Below are 21,066 nucleotides of genomic sequence, written 5' to 3' on the forward strand. Positions count from 1 at the left end.
TTTAAGGTGTTATTTCTTAATCGTTGTTGCTGTACTTTTCGTTATTGATAGTTCCGTATACTTTGCCCTTCAGTTCAGCACCCAAGAACATGCTGTTTTTTGAAGTGGAGCCGATGTTGTTTTCGTTAAAAATATAGGCTTCTTCGGGATTAAAAAGTGTCAAGCAAGCGGAATTTCCTTCTTTAAGTTCAGGTGTTTTTAATCCGTAGCGTTCACGCCCTTTCGTTAGAAGGTCTATTGCCGTTTCCGTATCCAAAAGTTGATTAAGGCTTCCAAAAGCGGATTCCAGCCCTATAGTCCCATAGGAAGCGTTATCAAATTCTACTCGCTTTTCTTCAATGTTCATTGGGGTATGGTCGCTCGTTACAAAATCTACGGTTCCGTCTTTTAGCCCTTTTAATAGTGCTTTAGTGTCGGTTTTTGTGCGTAACGGGGGCATTACTTTGTAAGCTGAATCAAATTCCTCTAAAACGGAGTCCGTATACATTAAATTGTGGATTGCTACACTGCAGCTCACATTTAGACCTTTCTTCTTGGCCTCTGCTATCAGTTTCACGGATGTTGCCGTTGAGATAGTGGGTATATGTAACTTTCCTCCTGTATATTCTAGAATAAAAAGGTCTCTGGCAACCTGAAGTTCTTCGGCCAAGGCGGGAATTCCTTTTAACCCTAATTTAGTGGATATCTCTCCCTCGTTTACAATTCCTTTTCCGGCAATTTTCGTATCCAAGGGAAAAGAGTAAACCAACCCTTCAAAATTCTGGACATATTGCAATGACACCTTTAATAGATTGGCATTGGTCATGGGTAGCTTGTAGTCATAAAAACCGACAGCTCCAGCATTTTTCATGTCGTATAACTCGGCCAAATCGTTACCATCCGCTTTCATGGTAAGCGTACCTAGCGGATATAAGTTGGTGAGTTGATCTGTAGCAGCATTTTTAAGGTAAACAATATCTGAACTGCTGTCCGGGCAAGGATGGGTAGTGGGGTTGAGAACCACATCTGTAAATCCACTGTGTGCAGCTACCTGGAGTCCATTTTCAATAGTTTCACGCTCTTCATACCCGGGTTCGCCAAAAGAAACACTACTATCAAACCAGCCGATAGATACATGTAGATTCTTTTGTTTTATAACCTGAGTTTTACTTTCAGGTTCTATTTTAGCAGCAATCTTGACAATAATGCCATTTTTAATGTGAATATCGCGTGTCTTTAAATGAAGCGATTCATTAGTCTTATCAATTATTTTTGCCGATTTTAAAAGAATGTTCATTTAAGATATTTTTGAATAAGTACTTCAACAAACAGCAATACCAACGCTAAAATAACAAACCATTTCCAAAGCTCCGTAACACTGCTGTCTTTTTCAATGGATTGGAACAAAGAGGGTATTGAGGTTGATGTAGCCGCTATATTTTGTTCGTTTACGTTTATATAGGAAAGATTGCTTTCGGTTCTACTGTAGTTAAAACTAATATTTTTCAGGGTTTTACCGCTTTGCAGAACTGCATAACTACCGTTTTCTTGCAGCTCTTGGTTAAAAGAAAGCGATACTTTATTGCTTAGCGATTGTTGTTGAGGAATAAACTCATAATCCCCTTTCTTTAACTTTAGAATATCATCCTGAATCAATGAGGTTGGTACATCAATAGATACTGACTCTCCCAATACAGAGTACAATGGAGGTAATTTTAAACTACTTGCCGACATATTATAAAAAGTTGGCACCACCAATGGCGAGCTAATGAAATTGGAATTTTCCTGGGATAAGGATGCAGTAAATAAAAAGAATGATTTGCTTCCCACCAAAAACGGTTCGTTCCCCTGAAAGCTCAATGCGCTTGGTGCACCTGTACTAATTTGGTAAAATTCAGAGGCTTTGGGATACTGAAAGTTCGTTACATTTTTCTCAAACACATTCTGATATAGCGGATGTGAAATAGATATAGTTGTAACCGCACGTTCATCACTAACTTTTTGCAAAAGGGTAGTGCCGCTATAATTTGCCGTTAATATGTCATAAGAAGTTAAATCGATATCCGAAGCTGGTATAACCGCTAAATGTCCGCCCTTGTCCGTGAAGGCTTTTAAGTTAGTTGTTAGAGAAGCGGGAATCTCAGGCAAATTGATCAATACAATGAAGTTTTGCGTCGTCAGGTCACTATAATTTAAATTTTTTAAGCTTGTTTCGGTATAAATGAATTCATCCTCGGTGAAGATTTTGCCAAGAAAATCAGTCGGTGTATCATTTACGGCAAGTACTTTTATCTTTTCCTTTTCGCCAATAGTAAAATAAAGATGGTTGTCATAGGTAAGGCCTGAATCCGATATTTTAATCTTTCCGTCAAAAGCTGCATTTTTAGGAATTGAAAAATTTATGGTTGCTTTTTTTGTGTTGCTAAAGGAGGCCGATGTTTTGGCCATTAATTTCTCTCCATTGAACAGCGAAACAGGTGTGTTATCTAGAGTTCCAGAACCAGAAAGTAGCACCGCTAAATTTAGGTTTTCTGAAGTCTCGGATTCTATATATGCAGAATCAATGGCTACGTTTTTAATTTCGTCAACACGCAATGCCACCCAATGCGAACTTATACTACTAACGCTATCCATTTGAGGCGCATCCATTAGTGATTGAAAATCAGAAAGAATTATTAAATTTTTCTCTGTGGAGGGGTCGGCAGAAAATAGGGTATTACCTTTTAAATAAATCTCATTAATCTTTAACTGATGGTTGCTGTGTTGTAACGCAAGAAGTTCATTTTGAATATCTTGCATGTTAGAGTTTCTAAATGTTCTTGAATTGGTAAATAGTGAAAACTGCTCATCTGAGGGCACGTTTTTAATCAATTCTTGAACTGCATTTTCTAATAGTGATGTACCTTCTTCTTTTAGTTGCATGCTAAAAGAATCATCCAAATAAATAACTGTTTCTTTATGTTTTAAGGCCGACTTTTTTGCGAAAAAAGGTTGCACGAAAGCGAATATAAATGCTGCTAACAATAGCATTCTGGTGAGGAGCAATAACCACTTTTTTAAGGTATTGCTCTGTCTTGATTCTGAAACTACCTTCTTTAAAAACTTAACGTTAGTAAATGGTGTTTTCTTAAAACGGCGAAGTTGGAATAAATGAATTAAAATAGGAATCAGGAGAAGAAAAAGGGCCCAAAAAAGTTCTGGATATTTAAACTGCATTTCCTGAATTGAGTTTCCAAAGATAGACATTTCGTGCTTTATTGCTACTCAACGTAAAAACTAATTTTAAAGGAGGTCAAAAAATTTTGGATAATGCTTGACGTTCAGTTTTTAACAAAAAAAGAAATAGTCTTCCATGGGTTTCTGATTAAGATTAGAAAAGAACTTTTTAATATGCACTTGAGCGTCTGCGTTTGCAACAGTAATAATACTTTGTGCATCCGGCAATGACTTTAGCTTACTAAAATGAAACATTTCTTCACCATAAATATGTTTTCCTATTTTCTTTGGATTATCACAGACCCAGTAAAAATCAACATTTTGTTCCTGTAGGCTTTTTATGATTTCTTTTCCTTTGGCGCCTGCACCCCAAACGGCTAAAGGTCGGGTTGGTGTATGGTTTAACTTTAGAAAATATCGTAGTTTAATATCTAGAAAATAGTTTTGGGCATAGTGTTCACTCGTTCTTGAAGTTCGGGTGTCGTAATCACGCCACATATGCAGGAGTTGGGAACATGGTATGCATTTGAGTCCGTTTTCGTAAAACCGAAATGCAAGGTCATAATCCTCAGGGTACAAATTAGGCATAAACGCACCGCACCGGTCTAAATCTTCTCTGTAGACCATCCAGCAAGGGGATGGTATAACACACTCTTTATAAATTTCAGTATAGTTATGTCCTGTTTGGGTGAGTTCGTTCAACCATTTTTCATAACGTTCGTAACCATTACTGATTCCGCGATGCGAAAAGTAGCGAACTTGGCCAACTGCTATGTGACCTTTCCCATGATTTAAAAGCGATTTTACCATGATTTCCAATTTTTCTGGAGTCATAATATCATCGGAATCCATTCGGGTAATCAATTGTCCGTTACTCTGTTTATATGCTGTTCGTAAGGCTTCAATAATGCCATTTCCTTCATTATCAAACAGCTGTATGCGCGAGTCGTTTTTGGCGAAAGCACGAACTAAATTTTTACTACCATCTGTACTGCCATCATTTACCGCAAGCACTTGCCAATGTTCGTAGCTCTGCGATACAATAGAGTTAAGGCATTGATTTATAAAGTCTTCAGTGTCCTTAAAAGGAATAAGTATACTAACAAGGGGATGTTGCATAGGCTGCAATTTAGGAAAATAGACATGCAAATTAAGTCACGGGCAATAAAAATTAAAAAAATATTTTACCAACTAGAAAAAGGTTACTATATTTGCACCCGCATTCAGGGAATACCTGATGAGGCACTCAGGAGAAATGGCAGAGTGGTCGAATGCGGCAGTCTTGAAAACTGTTGAGGGTCACACCTCCGGGGGTTCGAATCCCTCTTTCTCCGCAGAAAAACCCCGTAAACTTTTGTTTATGGGGTTTTGTTTTTTACAGTTCTATTTCTTTTATAAGTGTATATTCTTTTATTAAAATACTTGATAATGCGAAATCTAACTGCCTTTGTCTTTATATGCTTAACTCTAACTTCATGCTCGCTTTTTGAAAAAAATGGTATTGAAGTTCAGATTAAGAACGCTACAAAAGAAACTGTTACTCAAGTAGAGTTTTCGACTACAGAAAAACTTGAATCAGTTGTTCTGGACAGTATTGGCCCAAATATACAGTACACTGGGTTTCTTCCTATGTCAAAAAATAAAGTAGATGGCAGATATACGCTGAGTTTTATCCGTTCTAATGGGAAGAAAGAAATTGTGGGAAAGGGCTATTATAGCAATGGAGCAGCTCTCAACAATCGTGTACTAATTGAAGTGAAAAGAGACACTACTGTGTTTGAATTTGTTACACCATAATAGTTTTTACCATTTAACAGAAACTAGTATATTTATAGTGCTTGGTAAATCAAAACTACAGTTTTGCTGTATCTGTTTTTAAGATATACTTCCCCCATTCAATATTTGTTTTTCAGTAGGTTATGATTTATAGCTTTAATTGAGTAATTATATAATGGAAGAAAACACGATACACATATCACAAATAGTAGGAGAAACCGTGTCCAGCCATAATGGGCATTATACGGTTTGTTGGATCAAGAATGAAATTGAGTGTCTTGAAATTAATGGGAATGTGTATCAAAATATTTCTAACTCCATTATTTTTTTGGATTCAAAGGCATATTGGAAGATTGGAAAAAGCGACAACGGTCACTCATCAGGATATATATTGTACTTGGCAGAGTCCGTTTTGAGCAATCCGCTGTTAAGCAATTTACACATTAACCAAGTTCGGTTTTTTAGTTCTGATGAAATTCCCTTGTTTAAACTCAGCCCTGGAATAGAAAAACGGACCCAGGCAATTCTTGAGATGATAGATGAACTTTTGGTTTCTCAACTCAACCACAGAGATGACGCCATACTCTCACTCTTGAACACCTTTTTTGTGTATTGCGATGGGCAATGTAACATTCAATCTGTAGCCTCGAGCACCAATTCCAAGACCAATGTGGTATATAAATATAAACAACTAGTAGATAAGTATGTTAGTGAGAAACATGATGTTTCCGATTATGCGGAACTGCTGACCATATCTCCAAAATATCTGAATGAATGTGTTAAAGAAGTTCTTTCGGTAAGCTCCAAAAACATCATAATTGAACAATTGCTTATGAGGTCTCGTCACGCTTTAAAGTTTACGGATAAAACCGTGAAGGAAATCAGCTTTGAACTCGGTTTTTCCACTCCGGATTATTTCAGTTATTTTTTTAAAACCCATACAGGAATGACGCCTTCCTCCCTAAGAAAAAGTTAGTTCTTCTCAAATTCAATGGTTTTACCGTGGTTTTCACATTTACATGTGCCTATTAAAGTTCGAAATTGCAGAAAAACTACAGTAATGAACAGAAAGCACTTTATAAAATCAACAGGATTAGGGTTAGGATTAACCTTGATGCCAACTTTGGTAAAATGTCAAAACAATTCCGATAGTTCTGGGCTTTCCGGCGCTAGCCAACCTACGATTGTCAAAAATAGCGAAGGCGATATCTTAAATGTTTTAGGTGATATACAAACACATAAACTGGCAGGAGAAGGTACGGGAAATCAAATAACGGAATGGGTAAGCAATGTTGACCCTGGTGTGGGCATACCACCGCATATCCACACAAAAGAAGATGAAATTTTTAGGGTAATAAAGGGGCAAGTAGAAATCATGGTAGACGGTGAAACTACTGTTTTAGAGGAAGGAGACGTTGCTTATGCTCCAAAAAACATTCCTCATGCTTGGACGGTTGTAGGCACGGAAAAGGCAGAAATGATAACATCGGCTTTTCCGGCAGGTATAGAGATAATGTTTGGAGAATTGGCAGAACTGCCCGAAGGACCACCGGACTTTGACAAAGTAGCTGCCATTTGCGCCAACCATGGAATTAATTTTATTTAAATAACATGGTCATTTATTTCAGGGGAGTTTTCAACAGCCGCATGTTAACATACGGTTAATGCCATAAAATTTCTTAACAAAAATCAATTACAAATTAGGAATCAGGTTTTTGGGAATATTTAAATGTCCGTCGTGAGCCCCTTTTGCAAAATTACTTATGTTGTAGGTGTTGGCCTGAGACCAATCACACTCCACACGACCGTCACCTAAAACAATATTACCCAGTTTGTTTCTTAACCAAGCTGCCAATTTGTGGTAATTTTGATCGGCGGCTATGTTTTTGCGTTCCAATGGGTCTGTTCTAAGGTCGTACAAGGCGAGTTCAACCTCTTCGGTGGGACATTCCAATGCCCATTTTATATTCTTGTTCAATTGCAGTTTGTTCGAAGGCCTGGTCCGCATAGAAAATGAGAAATTTTTAGACCTAAGATATGCCCTGGGACCTGCAATCAGATTAATTTCTCCCACAATATAATCACGTTGTTCTTTTGACTTGTCAATAAAATTGAAAAGGCTTATTCCGTCCAAATAATCAAATTCGGTATTCTCAATATCAACTCCAGATGCAGAAAGCAGGGTAGGGGCAATATCTACATACTCTACCAATTGCTTCTTGATTTTACCTGCAGGAACTTTGTTTTTGTCAGATGAAACCACAATGACCGCTCCATTGGTAGATTGTTTCCAAGGTCCGAATTTTGCACCTATACCTTGTTCGCCCAATTGCCACCCATGGTCGCCAACGGTAAAAACAATTAAGTATTCTTGCTTATTAGTCTCGCAATATTTCTTAAAAGCTTCAACTGCTTCTCCAATTAGACGGTCACCATAAGCGCAAAATGCATAATAATCCTGAATGGCCTGTTGCTTTTCGGCATCGGTCATTCTAGACATGTTTAAATTTTTATGTAATTGTTTCAATTGTGGGGTGAATTTCTCGAGTTCCTTTTCATCAAATTCAGGTACTTTATAGTTTTCTTTTTGAAAACGTTCCCGATAGCTTTTCGGTGGAAGAACTGGTGTATGAGGCAAATGAAAACCCAAATTGATCATCAATGGTTTCTGATTGTTTGCACCTTGCATTTCCTCTCCATAACTAGTGACGTAACTTGTATTGGTATTGAAAAGGTATTTCTTGAATTCTTCTACAATTTTGGCATCAATAGTTTCACCAGCGGGCATGGGGTTAAGTCCGCCAATAATTAGATGCTTATTATAGCGCGTATACGAACGTAAAATATCAAGTTCCTTTTCTACAGCTTTCCGTTTGGCAATATCTTCCGGGCTAATGTCTCCCTTTTTTTTTGATAGGTAATAGTTTTCAGTTCTTCCGTCAGGAAATTTTACATACTCTAGAACACCTTGGTATCCCCCTTTGCCATTAACAACTTTATAAGGGCTAGCTGTCCACAGGTCACCTACACCATTTTTTTGCAAACTGTGTTTAAAGTGTGTTACATGGTTGTAATGACCAGCGTCATAGAAGCCTTGGCCTGGTCCCCACTTGTAGATATAAGAACCGGTTTTTCCAAAAACGGCCGTATTGTACCCTTCTCTTTGAAGAGTTTGAGGGAAAGTCGGTTTTACAAAATCCGGATTCTGATGTGTCTGTTCAAATCCATAATGCCCGTTTCTGAAGGGATATCGCCCGCTAATTATAGAGCCTCTAGAGGGGCCACAGGCGGGAGAATTGGAGTAGGCGTTTACAAACATTGTGCCTTCGTTCGCCAATTTATCAATATTCGGAGAAGATACATAACCTAAAGCACTTTCTCTTTTACCGGTGGTTGCTTGGTTGTAGGATTCTATGGCATCGGGCCGGTGATCATCGGTAATGATATATAGGATATTTGGTGAATCTTGAGCCGAAACCCACAATAACATAAGTTGAAAAAGCAGAATAGAAGAGATAAGTTTTTTCATTTTGGAAATTGAAAAATTAATGGTTTCTCTAAAATTAAGGGATGCCTTCAGTTTTTAACGGTCAATACCGGTCAGATTACGCCTTGTATAACATAAGTATAATCCGTTGAAGAGAAAACACACATCAAAAAGATAGCGAAATAATTAAAGCTAATTGCTTAAATTACAGCCTTATAATGCCTCGTTATTCTAGGAATCATGAAAGCCATTACCTTTAAAAAATATGGAGCGCCGGAAAAAGTACTCAAAATAACCGAAGTTCCTAAACCGACTCCTAAACCCAACCAGGTTTTGGTTAAAGTACATGCTACGGCCATAAATGATTATGATTGGAGCATGGTGAGAGGAAAACCATATCTATACCGTTTAATGTTTGGATTATTCAAACCGAAACACCCAATAATGGGAATGGAATTGGCAGGAAGAATAGAGTCTGTTGGGGCTGAAGTAACACGTTTTAATGTTGGAGATGCCGTTTTTGGGGATGTTTCGGAATCCGGCTTTGGAACTTTTGCAGAATATGTTTGTATTGAAGAAAAATCATTGGTCAATAAACCTGATGAGTTGAGCTATGAAGAAGCCACCTCTGCTCCTCACGCTTTTGGATTGGCGTATCAAGGTTTGGAAGATGTAGGGAAAATTAAAAAAGGTGATAAAATTCTTATTAACGGAGGAGGTGGAGGAGTAGGTACGTTGGCACTACAACTGGCAAAAAATTATGATTGTGAGGTTACGGGTGTGGATTCCAAAGCGAAACTTGATATGATGAAATCCATAGGGTTTGACCATGTTATAGATTACAAAAAAGAAAATTTCACCCAAAACGGAAAAACCTACGACCTTATTCTGGACTGTAAAACAAACAAATCGGCTTTTTCATACCCTAACTTGCTAACTCCCAATGGAGCATATGTGACCATTGGAGGCAAATTAACCAGTTTACTTAGCATTTTCTTTTTTGGAAGATTGGCTACAGCTTTCTCCTCAAAAAAACTTCAGATTTTAAGTTTAAAAACAAATAAGAATTTGGATGACTTCATAAAGTTGTATACTCAGAATAAAATTAATGTTCGTATAGATGGTCCTTACCCATTTGAAGACATTCCCCGTTTGGTCCAATATTTTGGAGAAGGTAAGCATGAAGGGAAGGTTGTTGTGCAGATGGGGAAAGCGTAGAAGCGACATGCATTTAAAGGCGAACAATAAGTTTACCATTGATACGATAATGAAATAGAGGACCTATTTTTTATGTATTCCATCTACATACACCCAATGCCCGTTTTCTTTTTTAAAATTTGAGTTCTCGTGAATGATGCCCATTTGTCCATTTTCGGTGTAAAATGCTTTGAATTCTACCGTTCCTTCGGTATCCATTGCAGTTCCTTTGGTGGTATTCAGAACCTCAAGCTTTATCCAACTGACCGACTTGGCCCAGGACTCAATTTCTCGTTTTTCCCGTTTGTTCGGTCTGGTAGCACTGTGGTGACTTTTTTGTAAATAATTTATGTTTCCTAAAATAAAAGCACTGTACCTAGAGCGCATTAAAACTTCTGCGGTTGGCACACTATTAATATCATTGTGCGCTTTTTGACAACAGTTTTGGTAGATGTTTATAGGGTTACAAGGACATTGCATCTGTATCAATTTTAAGTCTAAAATACACATTTGGATTATTTTTAATAGGATATAGTATCTTAGCATTCTTCACTAAATTCAAATAATTGAAAATGAAAAAAATTAATGTACTTCTTGTTTGTCTTCTTATGGGGGCTACTTTGTTTGTAAATGCCCAAGATAATTATGGTGGATTGGCACTATATACTCTGAGAGATGATATGGCGTCTAATGCGGAAACTACGCTAAAAGCCGTTGCGGATGAGGGCTATAAATACATTGAAGCGGCAGGTTATGACGATGGAAAGTTCTATGGAATGACCCCGGTGGAGTTCAAGAGCACTCTAAAAGAATTGGGACTAAAACCAATTAGTAGTCATCAAGCATCGGTAACTCTAGAAAATGCAGATGTCATGATAGCGGATGTAAAAGCCGCAGGTTTTAAGTATTTCGTAATTCCTATTCCACCAATGGGACTTTTTACTTTTGAAGAAGAAGGTATGAAAATGGGAATGACCGGAGGTGCAGAAAACTTAGCGAACATTCTTGACGAATTAGGGGCAAAATGTAAAAAACAAGGACTTAAACTGCTTTATCATAATCATGATTTTGAATTTAAGAAAGATGAAAATGGGGTAGTGGTCATAGATTACCTTTTGGAAAATTGTAATCCTAAACTGGTAAACTTTCAAATGGATCTTTTCTGGGTAACTAAAGCGGGAGCTGACCCGGTTGAATACTTTAAGAAATATCCAAAACGTTTTAAGATTTGGCATGTTAAAGACATGAATGAAGAAGGTTGGTTTGCGCCGGTAGGCACTGGTAGTATCGATTTTGGCCGTATTCTAGCACAAAAGAAATTATCGGGTATGAAGTATTATATGGTAGAACAGGACAAAACCTTTAAAATGAAACCTTTGGAGGCTATTAAAGTAAGTCGTGAAGGACTAAAAAAGTTTGATTTCAACTAAAACAAATTAAATATACATTATTAAACCACGGTCAAATGATCGTGGTTTTTCTTATGGTTTAAATGTTAAAATTTAGGTTCTTAAAACTTGTAAATCAAACACTTATTTTTCTTCTATTTAGATTGAGTATAAATAACTTGGTCAAGTATTGATCGTGACTTACATTTGTGTCATGAAAATTATTTATAACAAGTCTAAATAAAATTTAATGAAACCAACACTCTTACTATTTATGTTCAGCTTAGTTTTTGGCTATGCTCAAGAACAACAATATACAATTCAAGGAAAAGTAACTGCCGGTGACGGGGAACCCGTTGCTTATGCTCATGTTTCGGTGGTAAAAAGTAAGAATGGTGCCGCCGCAGATGAGAATGGTGTTTATAAGATATCAGGGGTAACTTCAGGTACATATGAACTTTATGTAAGTGCGGTGGGCTTTAAGCCGCTTAAAAAACAAGTAACTATTACTAATAGTAACGTAACCTTGAATTTTATTGTCCGTATGGATTCCGAATTGGATGAAGTAGAAGTATTCGGCTCGCGATACGAGCATCCGGATAAAATAGAGGCTTTAACGCGATTACCTTTGGCGACCTATGATCAGATACAGAGTATATCCGTAATCTCTGAAAAAGTAATTGAAAACCAAGGTAACTTAACAATTGCCGATGCTACCAAGAATGTTCCCGGTGTATATTCTTTTGCCACTTATGGAAATCGCAGTGAAAGTATGTCTTCTCGTGGATTTAGAGGAATTCCCATTCTTAAAAATGGCGTGCGTGTACACTCAGATTTTAGAGGGCAAGGTATTTTAACCGATATGCAAGGTGTAGATAATATTCAAGTTTTAAAGGGTGCGGCTTCCATTACTCAAGGTGTAGCCACAGATTTAGGTAGCCCAGGTGGGGTTATCAATATTGTAACCAAGACGCCAAAGTATCAGTACGGAGGTTCTGCTTCATTACGTGGAGGCAGTTTTGGACAAGCAAGGCCTACTTTTGATGTTTACGGACCTTTGAACGATAAGAAAAACACGGCGTTCCGTATTAACGGAGCTTTAGAAAGGGCAGATAGTTACCGTGCTAGCGTATCCTCACAACGTTTTTATATCAACCCTTCTTTTGAATGGCGAATTGATGAAGGTACGACCTTAACCCTAGAAATGGATTATTTTGATGATAGTAGAACTCCAGATCCGGGTACCGTTAACCTTAGTGCAGATGACACCAATTCTATCTATGATTTACCGCATGAGCAGTTTTTGGGCTATAAAGAGGATAAATACCTTACTCAGAATGCTACCTATTCTGCGCGTTTCAAGAAAAAGATTAATGATAAGCTAAGTATAAATGCAGCGTATTTCGCTTCTAAATTAGACCTTGATGTAAAGAATGCCAGTATTGGCGGTGTTGTTAATGACGCAGATGGAAACCCTGTTTACAACCTGAGAGAAAGAGGGTACGCTACATCTACCAGAGACGATAAGAACAGCGTTTTACAAATTGACCTTATTGGGGACGAAGTACAAACAGGAGGCATCAGTCATACTTTTCAGGTAGGAATGGATTATAGAAAAACAACATTTAGTACATTTAGCAACAGCGCTGCCGTTGTAGATACTCTAGATGTTTTTGGTACAATATCAAATAGTACACCTGATAATATTGAATTAACAGGTGATGTAACGGGAGGTTCGGAATCTAGGTCAATTGGTTTTGTAGCACAAGATGTAATTACCTTCAATTCCTGGTTGAAATCTTTCTTAGGGTTCCGGTACAGTACTACCGAAACCAGCACAGATGCGGAAATCACCGATAGCGATGCGTTTAACCCACTTGGGGGTATTATTATTTCTCCTTTAGAAAACGTGAATGTTTTTGCTTCCTATACCAATAGTTCCTATCCATTAAATGGGACAAGGTTAAGCGCAGACGGCACGGAACTAGGTAATGAGCGTTATGATCAACTTGAAGCAGGAATAAAGACCAACTGGTTAGATAGTAGATTACGCTTCAATCTTACTTACTTTAAAATTAACAACAAAGACATGAACCTTCCTGTATACGATGAAAACTGGGTGGCTACAGGTTTTTACGAAAAAGGAGGTAACGACCAACGCCAAGGGGTTGAAGTAGAACTTACGGGTCGTATTCTTGATAATTTTGAAGTCATTACGGGATATTCCTATATTGATGCGCAGTATAAGGAACACACGTCTTACGTTTATGGTTCGGCACCTTTGAACACGCCTAAACACACCTTTAACGTTTATGGAAACTACTCCTTCAAGAACAATTTAAAAGGGCTTTCGGTTGGAGCCGGAGCGTACTATACGGGAGAGCGCCCTATAAACAACTGGAGTGCAGGTCCTGTTACGCATGAGGGAATTGTCCCTCTTCAAGAGCCTTTTGATGTTGAAGCATATACGCTTGTAAATGCACAGGTAGCCTATCAAATTAACCAAAATTGGGGTGTTCGTGTATTGTTGAATAATATTTTCGATGAAATTGGTTACAATGCTTATCGTACTCGTTACATCAACCAAACAGATCCTAGAAGTTTTTACGGAATGGTTACCTATAAGTTCTAGATTCAAGAGTTTTAAGTAAGTGTTTTTTAAGGATGTTGATGCCATTGTATCAACATCCTTTATTTTTTCTGTGGATGCTTAGCAATCAATCTTCTATCCACCAAGAATACCATTTGTTAATAATTTCTTACATCCTAATTCTTTGAAAACCGTTTGAAGCCTTTAATTTTGGATGCTTTTTAGACCCATGGAAGAACTCAAAGTAGGCGACAAATTATACAACACTAAACAAGAAGGTTTTAACGATTTTGTGCGATATTCTTTTTCGGAAGTTGTTAAACTCACTAAAACTTTAGCGGTATTAAGAAATGGCGTAAAGCTGATTAATCGTCCTAAAATATCCTATATTACTGAGAGTATCGGTTATTCTGTCAACCGTCAGAAAGGTGTACATTGGCACTTGGTTTCCCTTGAGGCCATACGGAACGCTCAAATCGAAAATGAAAAAATTGCGGCTCACGACTGGTTTGAAAACAAAGAGTTTACCTTACAAGAAAAACAATGGATCTATAGACAGTTCAAAAAAATGAGCGAAAAAAGCTAGTTAATAGATTCTTCTACTTTAAACTATCGCTTTTTAATTTGTAGTTATATTTATGGGAATGAAAAAAAGAAAGCTTAGTATTAGTGATGGTGTTTTGTTGGTCTTTATACTGTTACTAGTCATTCCCCAGACACGCAAACCAATACAGGTGGCGCTTAATAGCGTGAAAATGCAATTTTTCTCTCCTTCTAAAATAAGCGAAGAAAATCAAACGGTTATAGAGCCTTTTAATTATAGAGTTGAAACCTTGAATGGTGAAAACATTTCTCTGGAAATCGGAAAAGGCAGAGTCACATTTATTGGGTATTGGGCAACTTGGTGTCCACCTTGTATTGCCGAAATGCCAAGCATTCAAAAATTATATGATGATTATGGGGAGTCGGTGAACTTTATTCTTTTAACAAATGAGGCACCTGAAACTGTACGTAGTTTTTTAGATAAAAAGGACTTTGATTTACCAGTGTATATTCCAAAAATGCAAGCGCCTAAGAAACTTTACGAAACAAGCATTCCTACCAATTATATTATTGATAAAAAAGGAAAGATGAGTGTAAAGGAAACAGGCGCTACCGATTGGAATGCCGAAAAAATACGACAGATATTAAATGAACTAATTTCTTCTTAGCTCTATTAAATTACAGTTAAGCTTTTTGTTTTGTTTTAAGATGCTGCCCGTAATGCATAAAAAAGTTGATCCATATATTTCTTGATAGCCGCAGTACAACTGGTAAGACCAGTATCATTTCTATTACAATGATTAAAAAAGTGGTCAACAAACTTAGGTTTAACACAAAAAAGCACAAAAACAAGGCGATAAACGCAAAAATGAGCCCTACGGGATAGCTCACGTACATTGCTCCGTAAAAGAATGAAGGTTCTATTTTGTATTTGGTGTTGCAATGCCCACAGCGTTCTTTCATTTTTAGGGTGCTAGAAAGTTGGTACGGGTTTGATTCTAAATACATACTCTCATTTTGACAAACGGGGCAAGAGCCTGTAAATATGCTGTAAACTTTAGTTCCTTTTAAAAATTCCATAGTCTTCACTTTATAAAATCAATAACCAACAAAACATCTCTATATCAGTTCAGAGTGATCTAATTGGGAATTTTATATTTTTCACGTATCACTTTACGAACAGGGTTTTCTTGAAAATATAAAAGTCCATAAATTCAACAACAAAATTAATGGGTTTAGGCAAATTAAGTCTTATAGTATTGTCGCAGGTTTTTGTACTTTTAGGACATATTAAAGCTTTATGAAAATTGTGCCCGTATTACATATTGAACAATTTGAGCCTGATAGTTCTTCAGTAGAGTTCTATAGTAATAATTTGGCAGCACATTTAGAGAAAAATAAGGGGATTGTGCACAAACCACATAAACATGACTTTTTTCTTTGTGTACTTTTTCTTGAAGGAAGCGGTATCCATGAAATCGATTTTAGTTCATATCCCATTAAAAAAGGGAGCCTTTTTTTTCTAAAACCTGGACAAACACACAGTTGGAAATTTAATTCACCAGTGGAAGGCTATATATTCTTCCATACACAGCCTTTCTTTGAGCTGAGTGTATCGGATGTAAAGTTGCATCAATTTCCTTTTTATTATACCTATAAGAACCCACCTAACTTAAGTTTAAACGAAACACAACTCCAAAAAATTGAGGTTTGTTTTAAAGAAATAAATGAAGAGTATGAACACCATAGTGTGTACAAAAAGCAAAAACTAGCAAGCCTTGTAAATTTGACATATATAGACTTGAGCCGCATGTATGCCGAGCTTGACAAAACTGTTGATAGCGTATCTTCTACTTATATAAAGATACTTTCGGACTTGGAAAAGGCTATAGAAACGTTCTATCGAACGGAAAAAAAGGCACATTTTTATGCGGATACATTGCATATAACCACAAAACATTTAAACCGGGTGACCAAAACTACATTGGGTAAAACCACCTCGGACTTAATTACAGAGCGTATCATATTGGAAGCTAAGCGACTCATAGTGCATTCAAAGAGCTCGTTGGCACATGTGTCAGAAGTGCTTGGTTATGAAGACTATGCTTATTTTTCTCGTGTATTTAAAACAAAAACAAAAATGACGCCCATGGAGTTCAAAGGACTCTATAAGAACTAAAATTTTTCAAAAACACCTAAACCAAACAGAGCAAAGTCATATTTCACTGGGTCTAAAGGGTCTAGTTTTCGCAGGTTTTTATCTAGTTCTGCCAATGCCTTTGCATCGTTTTGTTTTCGGGTGAGCAACTTTAATTTTCTGCCTACATTACCGGAATGAACATCTAAAGGACAAGATAATTGGCTGGGCGAAATGCTATTCCAAAGACCAAAATCTACTGAGGTGGCGTTGGTTCGCACCATCCAACGTAAAAACATATTAATACGCTTGGCGGCAGAACCTTTTGAAGGGTCGCTTACATGCTTCTGTGTGCGGATAGGATGTGGAAGTTCAAAAAATGTTTTCTTGAATTCCGAAATTGCCGTTTGCATTGAGTTGGCTTCGGACTTCTTAGCAAAAACCGATTCTAATCCATTGTGGTTTGCGTAGATGTTCTGTAGACTTTTTATAAAGTAGTTTAAATCTTCTCCGTTAAAAGTTCTATGTACAAAATTGGACAGTTCGTCCGCCTTATCCGCATTATATTCAACCACATAATCATAGGGAGAATTACCCATGAGGTCCATTAACTTATTGGCATTGGTGATAATGCTTTTTCGATTTCCCCAAGCAATAGTGGCCGTTAAAAATGCACTGATTTCAATATCTTCTTTTCTTGAAAATTTATGTGGTATTTGGATTGGGTCTGTTTCCAAAAATTTAGGATGTTCGTACTCCAATACCTTGGCATCTAAAAATTGCTTTAATTCGGTACGGTTCATTTTAGGGAGAAATTTTAACAAATGTGTGTTATAGTTCCGGAGCGTCTAGAACCACTTCTTTGTTGACTATAAGACCGTCTACCATAGTCAGTTTTCTATCGGCCATATCTGCCAATTGCTCGTTATGGGTAACAATAACAAAGGTTTGTCCAAATTCATCCCTTAGCTCAAAAAAGAGTTTATGAAGGTTGTCTGCGCTTTCGGAATCTAAATTGCCACTGGGCTCATCGGCAAAAATTATAGAAGGTTCGTTTACCAAAGCTCTTGCTACCGCAACCCGTTGTTGCTCACCACCGGATAACTCACTGGGTTTATGATTATATCGCTTGGAAAGCCCTAAGAAATCTAAAAGTTGTTTTGCTTTTGTTTCAGCCTTTGCTTTAGGCGTGTTTTTTATGAAAGCAGGAATACATACATTTTCCAAAGCGGTAAATTCTGGTAGCAATTGGTGGAACTGAAAGATAAAACCAATATGTTCGTTTCTAAACTTCGCTAAATTCTTATCAGAAAGTTTTGTTACCTCTGTACCATTTATCAAAAGTTCACTGTCGTTGGGATTAGACTGAACATCTAATGTGCCCAATATCTGTAAAAGTGTAGTTTTTCCTGCTCCAGAGGCACCAACTATAGATATAACCTCTCCTTTCTTTATATGTAGGTCAACACCTTTAAGAACTTCTAAATCCCCGTAGAACTTTTTAATATTATTGGCTTTGATCATATATGTTAATTCTTAATCTGCGTGAAATCTATCAATAAAAATAACCCTAAACTTTAGGAGATAGTAAAAGTAGTGAAATTTGATGTTTACATACTGATGGAACAAAACTCCATTTTCACGGTAAAAAGAGTAAATTCGCCCTTTAGTATAGAAAACTGTACTTTTGTTCATTATTTTTACATTTACAATAAACAATATAGCTTTATGGCACCCTATAGAAATTTGGAAGAATACAATATGGAAATCACGGCCGACGTCAAAGACCGATTTTCAAAAATTATAGATGGAATAGGGGAGGACGTTACTCGAGAAGGGTTGGTAAAAACTCCGGAAAGAGCTGCCAAAGCCATGCTTTTCCTTACCCAGGGCTACCAACAAGATGCGGTAGAAATACTTAAGGGCGCCATGTTTAAAGAAGATTATGACGATATGGTCATTATAAAGGATATTGAGCTGTATTCCCTTTGTGAGCACCATATGCTACCATTTTTTGGTAAGGCCCATGTAGCCTACATACCGAATGGACATATAGTGGGTTTGAGCAAAATACCTCGTGTGGTGGACGTGTTTGCTCGTCGTTTGCAAGTGCAGGAGCGTCTTACGCATGATATCTTAGAGTGCATAAACAATACATTAAAACCTAAAGGTGTTGCCGTGGTCATTGAAGCTTCTCATATGTGTATGATGATGCGTGGCGTGCAAAAGCAAAATTCTGTTACTACTACATCCGGTTTTAGAGGCCAGTTTGAAAAAATAGAAACTCGAAACGAGTTTTTGAAATTGATTAGTTCAGATTTGTCATAAGGACTTGTTCACCTGTATTTTACCAAGTTGATTTAATCGTTATTTTTTGGCACTCTTATTGCTTTTAATGAAGAGAATAAATAACTTTTCATCATGTCAAAAGAGAAAGACGATAAATATAAAAAACTACTTCTAAGTTTGCTTTTTGATGGGATTGGCATGCTCTCGTTTGCTATTCCATTTGTAGGCGAATTTTCGGATATTGTTTGGGCACCACTGGCCGGTTGGCTTATGACCCGCATGTACAAGGGCAAAATTGGCCAAGGCGCGGGTATTGTAACTTTCCTGGAAGAAATTATACCTGGTTTAGATGTAATTCCCACTTTCACCATAATGTGGTTGTACACCTATGTTTTTAAAAAATCAAAGCACGCGGAAGCTATCAAAATATAAAGTTAATGTTTTGTTAACGCATATTTGCGCAAAGGTTGGTAAGCGCTTCAGTTTGCCTAAAAACCCATCGATTTAGTAGGTATTTGTTTACATAATTCATTTTTAAATCCTTAGGATTAAAATTTTCTTAATTCCATTGTGCTCTTGTATGTATGGGGCTGCGACTTTTTACTTCATATATTTTAAGAGTGTCGCAATCAAAACCTTAAAAAAAAATTAAATTCTTAAAATAGCATAGAGGAGTATATGAAATAGCCATAACTTTGAGTAAAACCCAGACCTAGATTTTATGCAAAGAAGAAAGTTTATTGGTAAGGCTGCGCTAGCATCTTTGGCCAGTATCGTTGGAACCGATATCGTTTACGGTTCAAAAATGACCGAAAATTATATCCCATTGGCTCTTCAGGATCCAGATCCTTTTAAATTATTTAAAAAAGACAAGGATATGGTGGTCTTGAACGACAAACCTTGGAACATGGAGGCACAGGCCCATCTTTTAGATGATAAGATAACGCCCAACAAAGCTATTTTTGTTCGTAACAACGGACTTATACCAGAGCAGATAGATGTGAACAACTGGACGCTTACCATAGATGGAGAATCTGTAAAACAGAAAAAGACCTATACACTTGCTGAATTAAAATCGAAATTTAAACATCATACCTATCAATTAACATTAGAATGTGGTGGGAACGGTAGGAGTGAGTTTGATCCACCGGCAAAAGGAAACCAATGGACTATTGGAGCGGTTTATTGTGCCAGTTGGACCGGGGTTAGACTTCGTGATGTACTTGAAGATGTGGGAATAAAAGATGATGCTGTATATTTTGGGTATCACGCAGCAGATATTCATTTGAGTCGCGATCCGAGTAAAGAACCTATTTCTAGGGGTGCTCCAATGGCAAAAGCTCTTCAGGATGAAACTATATTGGCTTTTAAAATGAATGGGGAAGATATTCCACTAGTTCATGGATATCCGCTTCGTGTTATTGCGGGTGGTTGGCCTGCTTCGGTTTCTGGCAAATGGTTGCAACGCATCAGCATTAGAAATATAGTGCATGATGGTACTAAAATGACAGGCACTGCATACAGAGTGCCTTGTAAACCTGTAGCTCCCGGAGAAAAGGTGGCAGATGAAGATATGTGTATCATAGAATCTATGCCGGTAAAATCCCTTATTACTTATCCTAAATCCGGTGCAACTATCTCCAGAGGAAAAAAATTAACGGTTCGTGGGCACGCCTGGGCAGGAGAACTAGAAGTTTCTAAAATGGAATATTCTATTGACTTTGGTTCTACCTGGAAAGAGTGCTCTATTGATAAACCTGCTAACAGATTGGCATGGCAGCATTTTTCGGCCCAAGTAGATTTTCCTCAGGAAGGGTATTATGAAGTTTGGGCACGGGCAACAGATGCTAATGGGGTTAGCCAACCTATGTTGCTGCCGGGCTGGAATCCTAAAGGATATTTAAATAATGCTTGTCATAGGATAGCCGTAAAAGTTGCTTAGATGAATAAATACGATCACGATAAACTGAAACAAGAATTTCAGGGTTTTTATCGCATACTAATTTTAGCATGTGTAATTGTAGCCCTTTTTTCAGTAGCTATGATTTATCTTATGGCTGACCCTGATTTGTCTAGTTTTAAAAGCTCCGAACATAACTCGGAAATGGTTGATGTGCCTGTGGAAGAGGATGATTTTGATAAGATTGAAAATGGAATTCATGTACGTACCGGTTTTGTAGAAGCGCCAGGAATGATGGAGACGGTTCAAAATTGTACCAATTGTCATTCTGCTAAACTGGTGATGCAAAACCGTATGAACAAAGAGCGTTGGAAATCTACTATTAAATGGATGCAGGAAACCCAAAATTTATGGGATTTAGGTAAAAACGAAGATATCATCATAGATTACTTGGTAACGAACTATCCACCTAAGAAGAAGGGTAGAAGAGAAGTTTTAACAGATATTGAATGGTACGAGTTGAAAGATTAAATCTTTTTACCGACTATTAAGTCAAAACTTACA

Annotated in this window: 21 protein-coding genes and 1 tRNA gene; 14 read left to right on the forward strand and 8 right to left on the reverse strand. The window is 37.3% G+C overall.

Going from position 1 to position 21,066, the window contains the following annotated elements:
• Positions 1-16: 16 nt before the first annotated feature.
• From P0077_RS18075 to P0077_RS18085, 3 genes are all read right to left on the reverse strand, one after another.
• Positions 17-1,276, reverse strand: a complete 1,260-nt coding sequence (locus P0077_RS18075; RefSeq protein WP_276166605.1) for a dihydroorotase — start codon at positions 1,274-1,276, stop codon at positions 17-19.
• Positions 1,273-3,225 (reverse strand): BatA domain-containing protein, encoded by a 1,953-nt coding sequence (locus P0077_RS18080; RefSeq protein WP_276166606.1) that lies wholly within the window; start codon positions 3,223-3,225, stop codon positions 1,273-1,275. Before P0077_RS18080 ends, P0077_RS18075 begins: the two co-directional genes overlap by 4 nt.
• Positions 3,226-3,306: 81 nt before the next feature.
• Entirely contained in the window at positions 3,307-4,314 is a 1,008-nt protein-coding gene (locus P0077_RS18085; RefSeq protein WP_276166607.1) for a glycosyltransferase family 2 protein, read from the reverse strand.
• Between the two features lie 130 nt (positions 4,315-4,444).
• Here P0077_RS18085 and P0077_RS18090 point away from each other — a divergent pair.
• The 4 genes from P0077_RS18090 (at position 4,445) to P0077_RS18105 (ending at position 6,577) form a co-directional block, all read left to right on the forward strand.
• Positions 4,445-4,529 (forward strand) — tRNA-Ser (locus tag P0077_RS18090).
• A gap of 94 nt (positions 4,530-4,623) precedes the next feature.
• Complete coding sequence (locus tag P0077_RS18095; RefSeq protein ID WP_276166608.1) at positions 4,624-4,992, forward strand: hypothetical protein; 369 nt, start codon at positions 4,624-4,626, stop codon at positions 4,990-4,992.
• Positions 4,993-5,131: 139 nt separating this feature from the next.
• Positions 5,132-5,947: a helix-turn-helix domain-containing protein gene (locus P0077_RS18100; protein WP_276166609.1), complete on the forward strand. Its 816-nt coding sequence runs from the start codon at positions 5,132-5,134 to the stop codon at positions 5,945-5,947.
• 84 nt (positions 5,948-6,031) lie between these two features.
• Positions 6,032-6,577 (forward strand): cupin domain-containing protein, encoded by a 546-nt coding sequence (locus tag P0077_RS18105; RefSeq protein ID WP_276166610.1) that lies wholly within the window; start codon positions 6,032-6,034, stop codon positions 6,575-6,577.
• A gap of 87 nt (positions 6,578-6,664) precedes the next feature.
• On the opposite strand, the gene P0077_RS18110 is transcribed toward P0077_RS18105, so the two are convergent.
• Complete coding sequence (locus P0077_RS18110) at positions 6,665-8,500, reverse strand: sulfatase-like hydrolase/transferase (RefSeq protein WP_276166611.1); 1,836 nt, start codon at positions 8,498-8,500, stop codon at positions 6,665-6,667.
• A gap of 198 nt (positions 8,501-8,698) precedes the next feature.
• Between P0077_RS18110 and P0077_RS18115 the strand changes: the two genes are divergently transcribed.
• Positions 8,699-9,676, forward strand: a complete 978-nt coding sequence (locus tag P0077_RS18115; protein ID WP_276166612.1) for an NAD(P)-dependent alcohol dehydrogenase — start codon at positions 8,699-8,701, stop codon at positions 9,674-9,676.
• A 63-nt stretch (positions 9,677-9,739) separates the two neighbouring features.
• Here P0077_RS18115 and P0077_RS18120 read toward each other — a convergent pair whose 3' ends face one another.
• Positions 9,740-10,165 (reverse strand): YchJ family protein, encoded by a 426-nt coding sequence (locus P0077_RS18120; protein ID WP_276166613.1) that lies wholly within the window; start codon positions 10,163-10,165, stop codon positions 9,740-9,742.
• A 62-nt stretch (positions 10,166-10,227) separates the two neighbouring features.
• Between P0077_RS18120 and P0077_RS18125 the strand changes: the two genes are divergently transcribed.
• The 4 genes from P0077_RS18125 to P0077_RS18140 all read left to right on the forward strand — a co-directional run bounded on the left by P0077_RS18125 (position 10,228) and on the right by P0077_RS18140 (position 14,844).
• On the forward strand, positions 10,228-11,085 hold the full coding sequence (locus tag P0077_RS18125; protein ID WP_432422794.1) for a sugar phosphate isomerase/epimerase family protein: 858 nt from the start codon (positions 10,228-10,230) through the stop codon (positions 11,083-11,085).
• 208 nt (positions 11,086-11,293) lie between these two features.
• Positions 11,294-13,675: a TonB-dependent receptor gene (locus P0077_RS18130; RefSeq protein ID WP_276166614.1), complete on the forward strand. Its 2,382-nt coding sequence runs from the start codon at positions 11,294-11,296 to the stop codon at positions 13,673-13,675.
• A 187-nt stretch (positions 13,676-13,862) separates the two neighbouring features.
• Positions 13,863-14,219, forward strand: coding sequence for a pyruvate kinase (locus P0077_RS18135; RefSeq protein ID WP_194527132.1), 357 nt, complete (start codon positions 13,863-13,865; stop codon positions 14,217-14,219).
• Between the two features lie 58 nt (positions 14,220-14,277).
• The gene (locus tag P0077_RS18140; RefSeq protein WP_276166615.1) at positions 14,278-14,844 is read left to right on the forward strand and encodes a TlpA family protein disulfide reductase; all 567 of its coding nucleotides are present in this window, start codon (positions 14,278-14,280) and stop codon (positions 14,842-14,844) included.
• A gap of 16 nt (positions 14,845-14,860) precedes the next feature.
• On the opposite strand, the gene P0077_RS18145 is transcribed toward P0077_RS18140, so the two are convergent.
• Positions 14,861-15,256 (reverse strand): DUF983 domain-containing protein, encoded by a 396-nt coding sequence (locus tag P0077_RS18145; RefSeq protein ID WP_276166616.1) that lies wholly within the window; start codon positions 15,254-15,256, stop codon positions 14,861-14,863.
• Between the two features lie 220 nt (positions 15,257-15,476).
• On the opposite strand from P0077_RS18145, the gene P0077_RS18150 reads away from it, so the two are divergent.
• A complete protein-coding gene (locus P0077_RS18150) occupies positions 15,477-16,355 on the forward strand; it encodes an AraC family transcriptional regulator (protein ID WP_276166617.1) in 879 nt (292 codons plus the stop codon).
• Here P0077_RS18150 and P0077_RS18155 read toward each other — a convergent pair.
• Positions 16,352-17,116, reverse strand: a complete 765-nt coding sequence (locus P0077_RS18155) for a TIGR02757 family protein (protein WP_276166618.1) — start codon at positions 17,114-17,116, stop codon at positions 16,352-16,354. The genes P0077_RS18150 and P0077_RS18155 overlap by 4 nt on opposite strands.
• 28 nt (positions 17,117-17,144) lie before the next feature.
• Positions 17,145-17,837 carry an ABC transporter ATP-binding protein gene (locus P0077_RS18160; protein WP_276166619.1) on the reverse strand — a complete coding sequence of 231 codons (693 nt, stop codon included), beginning with the start codon at positions 17,835-17,837 and terminating at the stop codon, positions 17,145-17,147.
• 204 nt (positions 17,838-18,041) lie between these two features.
• Between P0077_RS18160 and folE the strand changes: the two genes are divergently transcribed.
• The 4 genes from folE (at position 18,042) to P0077_RS18180 (ending at position 21,033) form a co-directional block, all read left to right on the forward strand.
• Positions 18,042-18,641 carry a GTP cyclohydrolase I FolE gene (gene folE / locus P0077_RS18165; RefSeq protein WP_276166620.1) on the forward strand — a complete coding sequence of 200 codons (600 nt, stop codon included), beginning with the start codon at positions 18,042-18,044 and terminating at the stop codon, positions 18,639-18,641.
• Between the two features lie 93 nt (positions 18,642-18,734).
• Complete coding sequence (locus P0077_RS18170; protein WP_276166621.1) at positions 18,735-19,034, forward strand: hypothetical protein; 300 nt, start codon at positions 18,735-18,737, stop codon at positions 19,032-19,034.
• 289 nt (positions 19,035-19,323) lie between these two features.
• Entirely contained in the window at positions 19,324-20,544 is a 1,221-nt protein-coding gene (locus P0077_RS18175) for a sulfite oxidase (protein WP_276166622.1), read from the forward strand.
• Positions 20,545-21,033 (forward strand): monoheme cytochrome C, encoded by a 489-nt coding sequence (locus P0077_RS18180; protein WP_276166623.1) that lies wholly within the window; start codon positions 20,545-20,547, stop codon positions 21,031-21,033. It abuts the gene before it with no gap.
• Positions 21,034-21,066 lie beyond the last annotated feature (33 nt).

The organism is Zobellia alginiliquefaciens, from assembly GCF_029323795.1.
Taxonomy (GTDB): Bacteria; Bacteroidota; Bacteroidia; order Flavobacteriales; family Flavobacteriaceae; genus Zobellia; species Zobellia alginiliquefaciens.

Bases quoted from the DNA above. Each gene is read 5' to 3' on its own strand.
- P0077_RS18075 (WP_276166605.1), bottom strand. From the start codon at position 1,276: ATGAACATTCTTTTAAAATCGGCAAAAATAATTGATAAGACTAATGAA.
- P0077_RS18080 (WP_276166606.1), bottom strand. From the start codon at position 3,225: ATGTCTATCTTTGGAAACTCAATTCAGGAAATGCAGTTTAAATATCCA.
- P0077_RS18085 (WP_276166607.1), bottom strand. From the start codon at position 4,314: ATGCAACATCCCCTTGTTAGTATACTTATTCCTTTTAAGGACACTGAA.
- P0077_RS18095 (WP_276166608.1), top strand. From the start codon at position 4,624: ATGCGAAATCTAACTGCCTTTGTCTTTATATGCTTAACTCTAACTTCA.
- P0077_RS18105 (WP_276166610.1), top strand. From the start codon at position 6,032: ATGAACAGAAAGCACTTTATAAAATCAACAGGATTAGGGTTAGGATTA.
- P0077_RS18110 (WP_276166611.1), bottom strand. From the start codon at position 8,500: ATGAAAAAACTTATCTCTTCTATTCTGCTTTTTCAACTTATGTTATTG.
- P0077_RS18115 (WP_276166612.1), top strand. From the start codon at position 8,699: ATGAAAGCCATTACCTTTAAAAAATATGGAGCGCCGGAAAAAGTACTC.
- P0077_RS18120 (WP_276166613.1), bottom strand. From the start codon at position 10,165: ATGTGTATTTTAGACTTAAAATTGATACAGATGCAATGTCCTTGTAAC.
- P0077_RS18125 (WP_432422794.1), top strand. From the start codon at position 10,228: ATGAAAAAAATTAATGTACTTCTTGTTTGTCTTCTTATGGGGGCTACT.
- P0077_RS18130 (WP_276166614.1), top strand. From the start codon at position 11,294: ATGAAACCAACACTCTTACTATTTATGTTCAGCTTAGTTTTTGGCTAT.
- P0077_RS18135 (WP_194527132.1), top strand. From the start codon at position 13,863: ATGGAAGAACTCAAAGTAGGCGACAAATTATACAACACTAAACAAGAA.
- P0077_RS18140 (WP_276166615.1), top strand. From the start codon at position 14,278: ATGAAAAAAAGAAAGCTTAGTATTAGTGATGGTGTTTTGTTGGTCTTT.
- P0077_RS18145 (WP_276166616.1), bottom strand. From the start codon at position 15,256: ATGGAATTTTTAAAAGGAACTAAAGTTTACAGCATATTTACAGGCTCT.
- P0077_RS18150 (WP_276166617.1), top strand. From the start codon at position 15,477: ATGAAAATTGTGCCCGTATTACATATTGAACAATTTGAGCCTGATAGT.
- P0077_RS18155 (WP_276166618.1), bottom strand. From the start codon at position 17,116: ATGAACCGTACCGAATTAAAGCAATTTTTAGATGCCAAGGTATTGGAG.
- P0077_RS18160 (WP_276166619.1), bottom strand. From the start codon at position 17,837: ATGATCAAAGCCAATAATATTAAAAAGTTCTACGGGGATTTAGAAGTT.
- folE (WP_276166620.1), top strand. From the start codon at position 18,042: ATGGCACCCTATAGAAATTTGGAAGAATACAATATGGAAATCACGGCC.
- P0077_RS18170 (WP_276166621.1), top strand. From the start codon at position 18,735: ATGTCAAAAGAGAAAGACGATAAATATAAAAAACTACTTCTAAGTTTG.
- P0077_RS18175 (WP_276166622.1), top strand. From the start codon at position 19,324: ATGCAAAGAAGAAAGTTTATTGGTAAGGCTGCGCTAGCATCTTTGGCC.
- P0077_RS18180 (WP_276166623.1), top strand. From the start codon at position 20,545: ATGAATAAATACGATCACGATAAACTGAAACAAGAATTTCAGGGTTTT.